At 60.7% G+C, this 13,531-nt stretch carries 10 protein-coding genes; 9 read left to right on the top strand and 1 reads right to left on the bottom strand.

Annotated elements, in window-relative coordinates; all coding sequences use genetic code 11:
- The first annotated feature begins 106 nt into the window (after positions 1 to 106).
- From HMPREF2708_RS09895 to HMPREF2708_RS09885, 3 genes are read left to right on the top strand one after another with little or no spacing between them, the layout of a single operon-like run.
- Positions 107 to 790 (top strand): SAM-dependent methyltransferase, encoded by a 684-nt coding sequence (locus HMPREF2708_RS09895; RefSeq protein WP_070834252.1) that lies wholly within the window; start codon positions 107 to 109, stop codon positions 788 to 790.
- Positions 787 to 2,565: an ABC transporter ATP-binding protein gene (locus HMPREF2708_RS09890; protein WP_070834103.1), complete on the top strand. Its 1,779-nt coding sequence runs from the start codon at positions 787 to 789 to the stop codon at positions 2,563 to 2,565. The genes HMPREF2708_RS09895 and HMPREF2708_RS09890 overlap by 4 nt, the downstream gene beginning before the upstream one ends.
- Positions 2,562 to 4,295 carry an ABC transporter ATP-binding protein gene (locus HMPREF2708_RS09885; protein WP_070834102.1) on the top strand — a complete coding sequence of 578 codons (1,734 nt, stop codon included), beginning with the start codon at positions 2,562 to 2,564 and terminating at the stop codon, positions 4,293 to 4,295. Before HMPREF2708_RS09890 ends, HMPREF2708_RS09885 begins: the two co-directional genes overlap by 4 nt.
- A 229-nt stretch (positions 4,296 to 4,524) precedes the next feature.
- On the opposite strand, the gene pth is transcribed toward HMPREF2708_RS09885, so the two are convergent.
- On the bottom strand, positions 4,525 to 5,133 hold the full coding sequence (gene pth / locus HMPREF2708_RS09880) for an aminoacyl-tRNA hydrolase (protein WP_070834101.1): 609 nt from the start codon (positions 5,131 to 5,133) through the stop codon (positions 4,525 to 4,527).
- Positions 5,134 to 5,291: 158 nt separating this feature from the next.
- Here pth and HMPREF2708_RS09875 point away from each other — a divergent pair, with 158 nt between their 5' ends.
- The 6 genes from HMPREF2708_RS09875 to HMPREF2708_RS09850 are packed head-to-tail and all read left to right on the top strand — an operon-like array spanning position 5,292 to position 13,470.
- A complete protein-coding gene (locus HMPREF2708_RS09875; RefSeq protein ID WP_141762945.1) occupies positions 5,292 to 6,173 on the top strand; it encodes an ABC transporter substrate-binding protein in 882 nt (293 codons plus the stop codon).
- Positions 6,173 to 7,171 (top strand): FecCD family ABC transporter permease, encoded by a 999-nt coding sequence (locus tag HMPREF2708_RS09870; RefSeq protein WP_070834099.1) that lies wholly within the window; start codon positions 6,173 to 6,175, stop codon positions 7,169 to 7,171. Before HMPREF2708_RS09875 ends, HMPREF2708_RS09870 begins: the two co-directional genes overlap by 1 nt.
- Complete coding sequence (locus tag HMPREF2708_RS09865; protein WP_048759791.1) at positions 7,161 to 8,144, top strand: FecCD family ABC transporter permease; 984 nt, start codon at positions 7,161 to 7,163, stop codon at positions 8,142 to 8,144. Before HMPREF2708_RS09870 ends, HMPREF2708_RS09865 begins: the two co-directional genes overlap by 11 nt.
- Positions 8,145 to 8,150: 6 nt before the next feature.
- Positions 8,151 to 8,936 (top strand): ABC transporter ATP-binding protein, encoded by a 786-nt coding sequence (locus HMPREF2708_RS09860; RefSeq protein WP_048759789.1) that lies wholly within the window; start codon positions 8,151 to 8,153, stop codon positions 8,934 to 8,936.
- A 21-nt stretch (positions 8,937 to 8,957) separates the two neighbouring features.
- Positions 8,958 to 12,269, top strand: a complete 3,312-nt coding sequence (locus HMPREF2708_RS09855) for an IucA/IucC family protein (protein WP_070834098.1) — start codon at positions 8,958 to 8,960, stop codon at positions 12,267 to 12,269.
- Positions 12,262 to 13,470, top strand: a complete 1,209-nt coding sequence (locus HMPREF2708_RS09850) for an MFS transporter (RefSeq protein ID WP_070834097.1) — start codon at positions 12,262 to 12,264, stop codon at positions 13,468 to 13,470. The genes HMPREF2708_RS09855 and HMPREF2708_RS09850 overlap by 8 nt, the downstream gene beginning before the upstream one ends.
- Positions 13,471 to 13,531 lie beyond the last annotated feature (61 nt).

Raw genomic sequence — 13,531 nt, 5'->3', positions numbered from 1 at the left:
GGGCACGTCCACGGGGGCATCGCCGCCGACGACGGCCCGCGAACCCGAGCACCTAACCCGAAACGGCCGCGCGGACGCGGCCCACACACCCCGGAGACAGAACCAGATGAAGTCGATTGCCCAGATCGTCCAGAACAACCGCAGACTCCTTGCGGCCTACGAGGACAAGGTCCAGCCGAGGTTCCTCAGCCGCTATGCGCGTGAACCGATGGACGCCGCCGCCGTGTATCGGAAGCTCCGTGCGCTGGATCCTGGGCCGGATGCGCCGGCCCGGGTTCTCGACCTCGGTTGTGGAACCGGGTGGCTCGCCCGCATGCTCGCCGCCGAGCCTCGATATCGCAGGGCGAATATCGTCGGTTACGACCTGTCGCCCAATGCGATCCGCATCGCCCGCGAACGCGCCGCCGTCGACGGGCTCGGGGCCCGGACGGAATTCCACGTCGCCGACGTCCTCGCGCCGCTCGCGGGAGAGCCCGGCGGGGCCGATGAAATCTGGGTGTGCGGCGCGCTCCACCAAATGAAGGATGCGGGTGCCGCGCTCGGCAGGGTCGCCAGGCTGCTCGCCGACGGCGGCATCGCTTACGTGCAGACGTTCGCCGAGGATCCCGACGTGAACGAGCGGGTCGACATGGCCGTCATGGCGAAGATGGGCCACCGGGTGTTCCGGGGCAGCGAGCTCGAGGACCTAGCCGAAGCCAACGGGCTGAAGCTGGGCGGAGCCTCACGCGCCGGCATGGTGTACTTCTGCACTCTCGCGAAGAAGAGCGCGATCGGGGAGGCGGGCAAGTGAGCGCCGTGGACGGGACCGTCGGCCCGTGGTCGCTGCTCGCCCCAATCCGGACCCGGATGCGTGCGGTGGTCGCGTTGTCCGCCCTGTCGTCGGTGGCTACCGTCGCTTCGCTGGTCGGCATCATCGACATCGCGATGACGTACCCGGAGGCCCCGGCGCATCGGACGTGGTTGGCCGTGGCTGTCATCGTCGTCGCCGCGACGGTGCGCATGGTCGCGGACGGCGCCGCCGGCATGCTCTCGCACCGGGCGGATAACGACCTGCAGCTCCACCTCCGGCGCCGGCTGGTAGCCCAAATCCGGAAGTTGCCGCTGGGCTGGCTGGACGCCCGGCGCTCGTCGGGAATCATCGGGTCGGTTGAGAAGGACGTCGCGGCTGTCCACCAGCTCATGGGCCACACCGTCGGTGAGACCGTGGTGGCGGTGTTGGTTCCCCTGCTTTCCCTCATCGCGCTCGTCGCGGTGGATTGGCGGATCGCGGCGGTGGCGGTCGTCCCGGTGCTGGTCACCTTCGCCCTGATGGGCGTAATGATGTCGCGTGGCGCCGGCCTTCAGCGCGACTACGAGCGAGCCTCCGAAGGAGTGACGGCCGCGGTCATCGAGTTGGTGCGCGGCATCCCGGTGATGAAGTCCTTCGGACGCGCCAACCAGGGCTCGGGCCGCTACGATGCCGCGGCGTCGTCGTTCGTCCGCGCGTGGTCCGCCTGGTCCCGGCAGTCGAACATCTATCTTGGGCTCATCGACGTGGTGACGTCTCCAATCACGGTCCTCGCAGTGGTGTGCGGCGCCGGCCTCGCTCTGCGGGACGCCGCGGGCGGCACACCGGAGGGTCTCGTCGCCGGGCTGGTTCTCGGCCTTGGACTCTCCGCGGCGATCGTGCGGGTGGCCATGAACTCCGAACCCATCATCGCGGGGATCGCGGCCCTGAAATCCATCGCGGAGGTGCTGGGCACGCCGCCGATCGCCGAGCCCGCCGATCCGGTGCCCGCGCGCGGGGGCGCGCTCGAGGTCCGGAACCTGGTCTTCTCCTACGGGGATGGGCCGCGGGTCCTCGACGGGATGTCCGCGACGTTCGAACCGGGGACCCTCACGGCGTTGGTGGGGTCCTCCGGTTCCGGAAAGTCCACCGTCGCCCGGTTGTTGGCGCGTTTCCACGACCCCGTCGAAGGCTCGGTGCTGCTGGGCGGCGTTGATCTCCGCGACATCGCTGTGCGCGACGTGCACCGCTCGGTGTCGGTGGTGTCCCAGGATCCGCAGTTGCTCACGCTGCCGTTGCGGGAGAACATCCGGCTGGCCAGGAGAGACGCCACCGACGGCGACATCATGGCGGCCGCGAAGCTCGCCAACCTCGATACGGTCATCGCGGCGCTGCCGAAGCGCCTGGATTCGGTGGTCAACGTCGACGTGACCTTTTCCGGTGGCGAGGCGCAGCGCGTGGCCATCGCGAGGTCGATCGTTACGGACGCGCCGGTGCTTATCTTCGACGAGGCAACCGCTTACGCGGATCCGGCTTCCGAGGCCCTCATCCAGTCCGCAATCGAGCGTTTGGCCCGTTCGCGGACGGTGATTGTGATCGCGCACAGGTTGAGCACGATCCGCAACGCCGACCGCATCCTCGTTCTCGATGGGGGAGCGGTCGCGGAGGCAGGTACCCACGACGAGTTGCTTGCGCGCGGTGGCCGCTACCGGGATTTGTGGCGCGCGTTCGCGCTCGACGACGAACCATCCGCCCCGCGGGGCACTGAATCAGACGATGAAAAGGCGGGGAACCGATGATTCGGGACTTGTGGTCGATGACGGATCGGCGTTCGAGAATGACGCTGGCGTGGCTCATTGCGTTGGCCGCGCTTGCCGCGCTGGCCCAGGGCGCGGCGTTCGTCGCGCTGCTGCCGCTGCTGTCGGCTCTGGCCGAGGGGGATGATGCGACGGCGTGGCGTTTCACCGGCGTCATCGCCGGCCTCGCGGCCGCCCATGCGGTGCTGTCTCTCGCCGCGGGGACGGTGGGCAGGGCGAATTCCGCAGCGGTGCTCTCGTCCCTGCTGCGTTCCCTGGGCGAACGCGTGCTGACGTTGCCACTCGGGTACGTCACCAAGTCCACGGCCGGCCGCTTTTCGGAGATGGCGTCGTCGGGTATCGCGTTTGCGGCGTCCGTGCCGCACGTGATCCTGCGGCCCGTCATCGCCGCGGTGGTTGCGCCGACCGTCATCGCCTTCGGAATTCTGGCGGTGGATTGGCGCGTCGGTTTGGTTCTCGTCGCGTCGGCGCCGGTGATCTTCTTCGCCTACCGAGCCATTGGCCGGGTCGGCGGGGAGTCGGACGAAGCGCATGCTGACGCCGTCGCTACCGTCTCCGGCAGGTTGATCGAGTTCACCCGCTGCCAGCAGGCGATTCGCGCCGCGAGCGACGGTTCGGCGGCGGACGCGATGGTGGATGAGGCGATCCGGGCCCAGCACGATGCGTTCGCGAAGGCGACCTCGACGCAGGGGGCGGCCATCGGACGGTTGAGTTCGGTCGTCCATGCGGTGTTCACGGCGGCGGTAATCGTCGCCGTGGCAGTCGCCGCGACGGGCGGAATGGCGCCGGCGCATTTGGCGCCAATGCTCATCGTGGTCGTCCAGTTCACCGGACCGATCACCACGGCGGGAGCGTTGTCCGGCGGTTTCGGTGCGGGTCGCAACACGTTGGCTGCGTTGCGTGACCTGCGGGCAATCCCCGCCCTTCCCGAACCTGCCGCACCGGAGCCGCCCGACGGGCATGACGTGGAGTTCCGCGGCGTGAGCTTCGGGTACGGGGATAAGAAGGTTCTCGACGGCGTCAGCTTCCGTGCACCTCAGGGAGCGCTGGTTGCCGTAGTGGGACCGTCGGGGGCGGGCAAGACGACAGTCATGCGGCTGTTGTCGCGTTTTCATGATCCGGACTCGGGGGAGATCCTCATCGGCGGGGTGCCCTTGCCTCGGATCGGCACCGACGGCGTGAACTCGCTGGTGACCCCGGTGTTCCAGGAGACGTTCCTTTTCGACGCGTCCGTGCGGGACAACGTGGTCTTCGCCGACCCCGAATTCGGTTCCGGGCCCGGTGACGGGGACCGCTTGCGTGAGGCCGCCCGGCGTTCCGGGGTGGACCGCATCGTGGAGCTGCTGCCTTCCGGGTGGGATACCCCGGTGGGGGAGGAAGGGACGCTGCTGTCGGGAGGCGAGCGGCAGCGCCTCGCCATCGCCCGAGCGCTTTTGAAGGATTCCCCGGTGGTGCTTCTCGACGAGCCGACATCCTCGCTGGATGCGGCCACTGAGCGGGCGATCGTCGGCACTATGGAGGCGTTGCGCGGCGATCACACCGTGATCGTCGTCGCCCATCGCCTGCACACCGTCCGCGATGCCGACCTCATCGTCGTGCTTTCGGAGGACGGGACGGTCGCAGAACGGGGTACGCACGATGAATTGCTGGCGAAGGGCGGTCGCTACGCCGAGTCGTGGGCGTGCCGGACGGGGAGCTCCCCGGGCGCCTGATCCTCATCACCTGGTTGATGCCCTCACGGGCGCCCTGCCGCAGCTTCCCGAATCCCACCGCCAGGCGCTCGGTGGACAGAGCGAAACCGCCGACGAAAACGCCGAGCAGCACGAACACCGACGAGCTGTAAAGACTGAAGCTCCCGGGAACGCGAAAATAGCCCCCTTTTCTCATCCCAGTGAAAGTTGGGAGGGAAGGGGGCTCGTTGCTGCCATTTGCCTCTATCTGCTACCGCCCGTGCACCTGGTTCTGAGCAATCTCCAGCCCGTGGCTGGCGATTAGCTCCACTGCCTCCGCCGCGGTGGGCAGGGTGAAAGCGAGTTCCTCGCGCTCCTTGGCATTGAAGTTACGCAGCACGTAGTCAGCGGGATCTTGGCGGCCCGGAGGTCGGCCAATGCCAATGCGCACCCGTATGTAGTCCTTCGTGCCCAACGACTTCGTGGTCGAGCGCAGGCCATTGTGACCATTTTCGCCACCGCCACGTTTGAGGCGGACCCCGCCCGGGTCCAGATCCAGCTCATCGTGGACTACGACGACGTCGGTAGGTGCCACGTTGAAGAACTTGGCCAGTGCCGCAATCGGCCCACCCGACAGATTCATGTACGTCCTGGGCTTAGCCAGAATCACCTGTCGCTCGCCACCATCGGAGGTCTTAAACCGAGTCTGCACAATCTCAGCGTTGGACTTCTTATGCACGCTAAACGACGAGGGCATCGGAGAAGTGCGGCTGGCTAGTTCATCTAGCACCAGATGGCCGACGTTATGACGGGTGAGTTCATATTTGGGCCCAGGGTTGCCGAGCCCCACGACAAGCAGGGGTGTGGTGGAGACGTTCATGAGTTCAATCTTGGCACACGGGCCGGGTTGTGGAGAACAGGCAACTGCGGGGGTAGAGGCCGGGGCTAGTCGAATGAAAAGTGAAAAATAAGTGGTTGCGTTAGGTTAGCCAATGGTTGCAAAATTAGGTCATGCTAAATTACTTAAATCGAATGAGCATGGCTGAACCTCGCCGCGCACGATTTTTCGCCGCCATTATTGCAATGAGTCTCGCCCTGGTGTTTGTCCTGGTCGGATGCGCTGATGGGCAGGAATCTAATGGTGACTCTGCGGCAGAAGAGAAGAAAGACGCTTCCTCTATCCGTGTAGTAGCTCTCGACTGGCGTTACGAGGAAATTCTTTACGCACTTGGTGTTAAGCCGGTCGGTATTGTAGAGATTGGCAAGTCCGCCGCGCCTAAAACCCTCGAGGGCAAGCTCGACGGCATTACATCGGTGGGGCAGGCGAAACAGCCGAACTTGGAGGTCATTCAGTCGCTTGAACCGGACTTGATTCTGGCAAGCCCGACACGGCAGGCATCCATTATGGATCAGCTGAAGGAAATTGCTCCGACCGAAGCATACGGTGACACCTCCTATACCGAGGTGCTCGATGCGATGGATGACATTGCGACCAAGATTGGCGCTGAGGACAAGGCTGCAGAAGTCCGCGCCCGCATCGAGGACAAGGTGGTAAAGGCAAAGGAGAAGGTCGCGCCGGGCACGCGAGCAGCCGTCGTTGGTTGGTCCAAGAACACCCTCTACACTTGGGTCAAGGACTCCTTCGCAGGTTCTCTCCTGACCGCTGCTGGTTACGAGTACGGCTACGATGGAGAGAAGTCCGCCATCGAGTCCAAGACTGACGTAGCCGAGCTGACCGGTGACAAGCTCCCGGGAATGAAACTCGACGTTATGTACCTGTACAACGATATTGAGGGATTCCGTTCCAGCCCGTACGCAGATGTCGTAAGCAACATCGTTGACGTTGATCAGGACACTTGGTCACGCTCCCGCGGTCCGCTGGCCGCAGAGGCGATGTTGGATCAAATTATCAATTCCTAATGAAATTCCGTGCCTTTTGGGCATGCGTACTCATCTGTGTAGTAACTGTCGTGGCAATTAGTTTCTACCGACTATCTGGACTGTCAGCTCCGGCTAATGCCCCGCAGCTCTATCCGGAATTACGCAGCCTTACCCGTGATCGACTTTTAGCAGCTGTGATCGTCGGCGCCAGTCTCGGTGTCGGCGGCGTTCTGCTGCGTACCGCAACTGCCAATCCGCTGGCTGACCCGCAAATTACCGGAGTTAATTCCGGTGCTGCATTTGGCGCTGTTGCGACTGCGTTCGTAACTGGGTCTGCGACTGGTGCGCTGCTTTTGCCCGGCGCGTTAATTGGTGGTGGCGCGGCGGCAGCATTCACTATCTCTTTGAGTATGCGTGGATCTAGCCCAGAATCTGGCGGTGCAAACGCGATTCAAAAGATGGTTTTATTGGGCATTGCTGTGTCGGCCATATTTAGCGCGCTGACATCAATCTTCCTCGTCTTGGATGAAGCTCAGCTGACTACCGTATTGGCCTGGCTCAATGGTCGTCTCGCCGGAGTTCGCCTGCCGGACCTGGTTCCAGCCCTAATCGCCTTGGTGCTCATCTTTCCTGCCTTTGCCGCAGGTGGGCGTGCCCTAGATGCCCTCGGTGCCGGTGATGCAGTCAGTAGGTCTATCGGTGCGAATCCCGCGCGTGTGCGTGTCGGATCAGTTGTCGGGGCTGTAGTACTGACCGCCACATGTGTAGCGGCCGCGGGGCCGATTGGTTTTCTGGGGCTGCTTGCGGCTGTCGTCGCGCAGCGAGTAGCGGGTCGCACGCACAGGCGCAGCCTGGTGGCAGCTGCCGTCGTAGGCTCGGCCACGCTTCTCATCGCGGATAGCCTGGGGCAGTGGCTGTGGGCCCCCGCGGAGACTCCGGTAGGCATTCTCACCGGTATTGCAGGCGCTCCGCTGCTGCTATGGGGAATCCGTTCGATCAGGTCTGCACGTCAGGGAGGTCGCAGGCGTGGTTACTAAGAGTCGCTTTGCCCTAGTGCTCCTCGTCAGTTCATTGTTCCTCGTGCTGGCTTGCCTAGTCGGTATGGGGATTGGAGCAGTTCAGAAGTCGCTTCCCGACGTTATTGCCGGGCTTCTTTCCGGAGAAAATCTCTATTGGCGCTACAGAATGCCACGCATAGTCGTGGGCGTGCTGGCGGGTGTGGGGATGGCCGTGGCAGGAAGTTTGCTTCAGGTCGCATTGCGTAACCCGCTAGCGGCGCCGGACACTCTAGGAATTACTGCTGGAGGTGGCCTGGCGGCGGTCGTCGCACTTCTCGGTTTCGGATCTCTGCCAGCACTGGCACTCACCCCGATCGCGTTCGTTGGTTCCCTTCTCGGGGGATTGACGGTTTTTGCAGCGGCTGGTCGGGCAGTGGCTGATCCTGCGCGTTTGGCGCTGACAGGCGTGGCTGTATCTGTGGGGCTTGCTGCTGTGACACAGCTGCTCCTTGTGCGTGTGGCGCCAGAGGCCGGTGCCGCGATGACTTGGCTGAAGGGTTCTCTATATGCGCGCACCATGTCGGATGCGCTTACCGTTGCCCCCGTCATCTTTGTGGGGACAGCAGTGGCATTGGTGTTCGCGCGCCACTTCAACACCCTGGTACTGGATGATTCAACGATAGTCAGTATCGGTGGCCGTTTTAACGTGCTGCGAATCCTAGCGCTGATGGTCGCAGTGGCATGCGGCTCCGCGGCGGTAGCAGCAGCGGGTGTCTTGGGATTCGTCGGGCTGATTATCCCGCACGCAGCGAAGCTGTTGGTGGGGCAGAATCTTGCGCGTCAGATTCCCGTGGGCGCCGTGGCGGGTGCAGCTCTGGTGGTCGCTGCTGATGCTGTGGGGCGCTGGGCGTTTGCTCCGACGGAGATTCCCGTGGGGGCGTTAATTGCAATTGTCGGAGCGCCCTATTTCATCTACCTGGTTCATCGAGTAACGAGCGTGAAGAGGAAGTAGAAACTTATGACAGACTCTCTTACCTGTACTGAAGTGTCGGCGGGCTATGGCGCAGAGTTGATTGTCAAGGATGTCACGCTGAAAATCCCGCACGGGAAAATTACGGCTCTTATCGGTCCTAACGGCAGTGGAAAATCGACCCTGCTGAAGGTGCTTGGCAGGCAGTTGACACCTGAACGTGGAGCCGCAGAACTGGACGGTCGCCGAATCTCCGAATTTGGGGCTCGTCAGTTCGCCCGGCGCCTGTCCTTTCTACCGCAGCAGCCTGTGGTTCCGGATGGGATGACAGTTCGCGAGCTCATCGCTTTCGGCCGCTACCCGTATTCGGGAGCTTTTGCGTCGTTAAGCGCCGAGGATCACTCGGCGATTACGCAGGCGGCCCGGCAGACCGGAATTGAACAATTCCTTGATACGGATGCGATGGCGCTGTCCGGTGGGCAGCGGCAACGAATGTGGATTGCCATGACCTTGGCTCAGGACACCGATATTATGCTTCTCGATGAGCCGACGACCTTTCTCGATCCCGCGCACCAGCTGTCGATTCTTGACTTGGTTCAGGAACTAAACCGTAAAGGGCGGACGATTGTAATGGTTGTCCATGACATGGCTCATGCGGCGAAGTACTCCGACTATGTGGTTGTGATGCGCGATGGACGCATCGTTGAACAGGGCCCGACGCGAGAGACTTTCGATTCGGCTTTGATTCGACGTGCATTTGGAATCTCGTCGCTCATGGTTGAAGATCCGGAGACTGGGCGAAATCTTCCAATCGCCTATGGCGTGCATAAGTAAATTAGGGTAGCCTTACCTTCTGTGTTGCCAAATGTGTATGTAAATAGTGACAGTTGTGAAGCCGAAATTAGGCGACGACTCGTTTCAGCTCTCCGATCCGAGCGTCTCCTGATTCAAGAAGGAAAGTCAGTTCAACAGGCCGAACGCCTCATCGACAGTGAGCTAACTTCAGCAGATTTACTTAGGAGACTCGCTGAAGAGCGCTTGCTCAGCATAAATCCAACGAACCTCGACCGAGCCTGTGCTGAAATCTCCGATAGTGTGGCAGGCCTGCGCCGAGCTCGTCAGGGAATAGTTCGGCGTTGGGGCGTAGGGGACTCCGGAGCAGGTTATTTCGCACTGGTGGATGCATTGCGTCGGCGTTCGGAAAAACTCTCGGGTGAAGCTGGAGCCTCTGCTCTTCTCTCTCGGTGTGAACAGCTAGTCTGTGACGGCCACCCGGCGAGTCCAGCAGCGAAGACGTCGCTCGGAATTGGCAAAAAATGGTCCGACGTCCTCCCCGAACAGACCGAATCTATCCAACTTCGCTTCGCCGCTGTGAACAACGCGCGGGTGCATGAAGTAGGGCTGCCCACGCTGGAGGCTATTCGCAGCCACTTACCACGCCTTGCCTCGGCGCTGGCATCAGAGCTAGAGCGACGGCGAATTAGCGGATGGTCCGTGATTCCAGTCCACCCGTTCCAATGGGAGAGAATCATCGCATCCGAGTTCAATAACGAAATCGCTAATGGCGAAATCATCTTGCTGGACACCACTGCCTTTGCCGAGCCCCTAATGTCGGTTCGCACTCTCCGAGTGTCGGATGGAAAGGGGGCGATGCACATCAAGGTTGCGGTTGAAATTCAGCTCACAGGGGCGGTTCGAGGTATTTCGGCGGGAGCGGTCGCGGCACCGGTTATCTCGGAAAAAATTTCTGAGGTGTTGGAGCTTGACAGCGGGTTTAACCCGCGGAGTAGCGACGATAAGCCGGGATTTGTCGTCGCAAGAGATATTGCTGCCGTGCGGTGGGATGCAGACTCAGGACTGCGAGCGCACTGCTTTGGCGCCGTATTCCGAGAGGATCCCACTGCAGACCTTGAAGCTGATGATGTGGCCATGCCGGTGGCGACGCTTCTTTCCCGCAATCCGCTGTCGTCTCGTCCCATTCTGTGCGATCTCTTCGATGAATTGGGCAACGAACCAGGTGTATACGAAAAGTGGTTCCGGGAGCTGGGACGGCTCCTCTTCGTGCCAGTCGCAGCGCTGCTGGCACGGTGGGGTATCGCGGTGGAGCCGCACCCGCAAAACACTGTGATTGTGCTGCGTGATGGTTGGCCGGAGCGCATAATCGTCCGTGACTTGGGCGGGTGCCGAGTCCTCGAGCAGGGGCCCATCGGACGTACTTCAGTAGGGCAGCAGCTACGAGGAACCGCGCTTGTCGAAGATGACCCGATCCGGCTTGTGGATAAAGCCTTTTATCCACTTGTCGCGAACCTTTACCGTCACCTGCACTTAGCAGCCAATCTTCCCGCACCTACGCGTCGTAGGATTGACCGGGGCAATAGTGAATTGCTTGCGGAGGAGTACTGGCGTATCCGTGCAGCTTTGCTGGAGTCTGTGGAGGACGGCGGCGAAAACATCAGCGAAATCGTTTTTCGGAAGTTTCTCGGTTCCGAGGTGCCGATTAAGCGGGTGCTCGGTATGCGGCTAAGTGGCGCGGTCACAGAACAGGACTATGTCTATGAACTAAATCCACTCGCTGCTATTGAATTGCTGGACAATAAGCACTTCTGTCAGCGTATTGAGCCATGGCTGAGCTGGGCTGATGAGACTCTCCGACACCGGATTGAGAAATCGGCCGCCGAAGAGGAACTTTCCGACGATGCCCTAGTCGCCCTGCAACCTGATATCTCCAACGCCCGGGAGAACTTGGCGTTGGTTCGAGCTCAAGTAAGTCGACGGATTGGGGACTGGTCCGGTAGCTTCTGGGAGCTGCTGCGTCCCTTGCTGTCTCATGAGGCGACAGCGGCCGCTGATTCTTTCTGTATTTCTGGGCATAACGTACACCCGTTGGCCAAATTACGGCGTGGTTTTAGTACAGAGGAATCGATGCTCTATGGCCCAGAATCGGGCGGCACGGTTGATCTCAGATTCGTCGCCGTCGATCGAGGCATGGTGGAAATGTCCAAGCCCGGGGCCAGTGGGGATTTTGAGCAGCTTCTGGAGCAGCATTTTCCGAAGCATATCGAAGCAGCAAAGTCTTACCTCGACCGAGCCCATGTTGCGGGCGACTACGCAATTATTCCGGTGCACCCCTGGCAACTACGCCACGTCATCACCGACGTCTACGAGGACGAAATTGTCGCTGGCAAAATTGTTGTGATTCCGCTGCTGACTCTTGCTGCCCGACCGACAATCTCTCTTCGCACCTTGATTCCGCACTCGCTGGGAGCTTTGGGTTGCAGGCCGTTTCTCAAGTGTGCTGTCGACGTCACCCTGACCTCGACCAGGCGGTCGATTTCCCAAAACAGCGCGCTGGGAACGCCTAGAGTCGCCGAAGTTGTTAGTGAAGCCGTTGAACGGCTGCGTCAGGAAGTAGGGCTGAACCCTCAGGTGACGGTGGTGCCCGAGCTGGCGGGAGTCGCACTGGCTCGCCGCGAAGAGGACACAAAGACTCGACAGAGGGGTTTATCGGCACTAATACGCGAAGATCCCTCGGTGTACTTGAACGACGGGGAGATTGCAGTGAGTGCTTCCTCACTAAGGGGTCACTGCGAAGAGGTACAAAGTCCATTGGCGGATATCGCACCCGGATTCTTCGATGACTACGTCTACGACCTCGTGGCAACGGTATTCGGACTCATGTTCTTCCACGGCATTTCCTTGGAGCAACATTTGCAGAACACAATGGTCAAGATTGACCTCAGCGGGGAGGCTCCAGTTTATCGAGGATTGCTCCTCCGAGACTTTTCCGGGCTGCGTGCGCTGGCTTCTCGGTTAGGAGCCAAATCGGCGCAGGCATTCGAAAAAGGTTCAATAACCCTGACCGACAATTATGAAGAGTTTCTGAACAAGGGATTCTACGCCTGTGTATTCGGCAATCTCGATGGAATCGTGCAGGAGTTCGCCAAGGCTCAGGGTATAGGCGAAGAAGCGCTGTGGCACCGCGTCCGAGTGCAGGTCGACCGCGTTATCTCGGAGTGCCGACTACCTATTCCTGTTCAGGATCTCGAGTGGATGGGGCGACCAACCATGAGACGCAAGGGATTTTTGTCTATGAGGTTGACGGAGACTGGTGCAGACATTTATGTTGACAGGGCAAATCCGCTGGTAGCGGAGTTGGTGCATGAGTGATAGACGTTTGAATTGGGCAATTCGAGTACTGATTGGGCAGGCTCTCCTGTCACGTATCGCAGCTGCGGCTGAACTAGTGGCGCTCAACTGGTGGGTGTTTCATACGACGAATTCAGCGACGATGGTGGGAATAATGACCCTCGCCCGCCTGGTTCCGCTCATCGTAGCCGGGCCACACCTGGGCGCGCTGGCCGACAGGTCCGAGCCCACCCGACTGCTGGCTGCTGTATTGGCCGTTGGGGCCGTGATGACTCTGGCATGTGCCGGAACAATGTATTTCGTTGCAGACTATCAGTGGGCAGTGTGGGCGGTTTTGCTTCTCGTGGCCGCGCGCTCAACGGTAACCTCGGCAGAACCAGCAATTCGCAATACCGTACTTGCGCGGATTAGTGCGGAAGCGGGACTGTTGAGGTCGATGTCGTCGCTGTCACTAGCACTGACAACATCGTTGATTCTTGGGCCTGGGCTCGCAGGAGCACTAATGGCAGGAGAGGGACCGGCACTTGTAATTGCAGTTAGTGGGCTTGGATTCGCTATCTCGGCAGTGCTGGCCCGTGCACTTCCACGGCAATTCCCTGTTGGCTGCGTGCATGCTCGAGCGAAGAAGTCGCCCTGGTCGGAGGTGCTAACTCAGGCGTGGAGCTTCCCCAGACTTGGAGCTCAGCTAGTTCTCGGTGCAGGTCCAATGCTGTGCATATTTCCCTACACAGCCATGCTGCCAATCCTCGCCGATGTGATTTTCGACGAAAAGGCGGAGATGGGAATCGCCTATCTTTCTGCGTCTTCAGGTGTCGGAGCAGTCACCGGAGCACTCTGCCTTCGTTTCCTATTACCCGAGCGCCCCAGCACAATTGCTTTCCTGTCTGCTGCGCTTCTGTGCTTGCCGACGGTAGCTCTGTCAGCAGTTGGGTACCTGCCGGTAGCAGTCGGACTAGTTCTAATCGGGGTGATTGGACTGGTGGGACAGTTATACAGAACTTCGAATAGGGCAGCGGTCCTTTTGCTGGCTCCGGAAGAGCAGAGAGGTCTATTCGGTGGTATCTCTCAGACCGATCGCGTTTTGATTCCTGCCGGCGCGTTGCTGTTTGGCGTTATTGCAGATGTGGGCGGGGTAGCGGCTATGGCCATTGCGATGGCTGGTGCTAATGCTCTGCTGATTACGCCGGCAGTGGCGATGATGACGAAACATCGCAAAGCATAGAAAAGCGGGGACGGAAGATTGCTTCCGTCCCCGTTTCGTCTAGCTGTTAGCTAATTTTACG

Origin of the sequence: Corynebacterium sp. HMSC073H12, from assembly GCF_001837775.1 — a bacterium.
In the GTDB taxonomy this organism is placed as follows: Bacteria; Actinomycetota; Actinomycetes; order Mycobacteriales; family Mycobacteriaceae; genus Corynebacterium; species Corynebacterium amycolatum.
Note: the sequence above shows the minus strand (reverse complement) of the source record. Positions and strands in the feature narration are given on the sequence as shown.

Bases quoted from the DNA above. Each gene is read 5' to 3' on its own strand.
- HMPREF2708_RS09895 (WP_070834252.1), top strand. From the start codon at position 107: ATGAAGTCGATTGCCCAGATCGTCCAGAACAACCGCAGACTCCTTGCG.
- HMPREF2708_RS09885 (WP_070834102.1), top strand. From the start codon at position 2,562: ATGATTCGGGACTTGTGGTCGATGACGGATCGGCGTTCGAGAATGACG.
- pth (WP_070834101.1), bottom strand. From the start codon at position 5,133: ATGAACGTCTCCACCACACCCCTGCTTGTCGTGGGGCTCGGCAACCCT.
- HMPREF2708_RS09875 (WP_141762945.1), top strand. From the start codon at position 5,292: ATGGCTGAACCTCGCCGCGCACGATTTTTCGCCGCCATTATTGCAATG.
- HMPREF2708_RS09870 (WP_070834099.1), top strand. From the start codon at position 6,173: ATGAAATTCCGTGCCTTTTGGGCATGCGTACTCATCTGTGTAGTAACT.
- HMPREF2708_RS09860 (WP_048759789.1), top strand. From the start codon at position 8,151: ATGACAGACTCTCTTACCTGTACTGAAGTGTCGGCGGGCTATGGCGCA.
- HMPREF2708_RS09850 (WP_070834097.1), top strand. From the start codon at position 12,262: ATGAGTGATAGACGTTTGAATTGGGCAATTCGAGTACTGATTGGGCAG.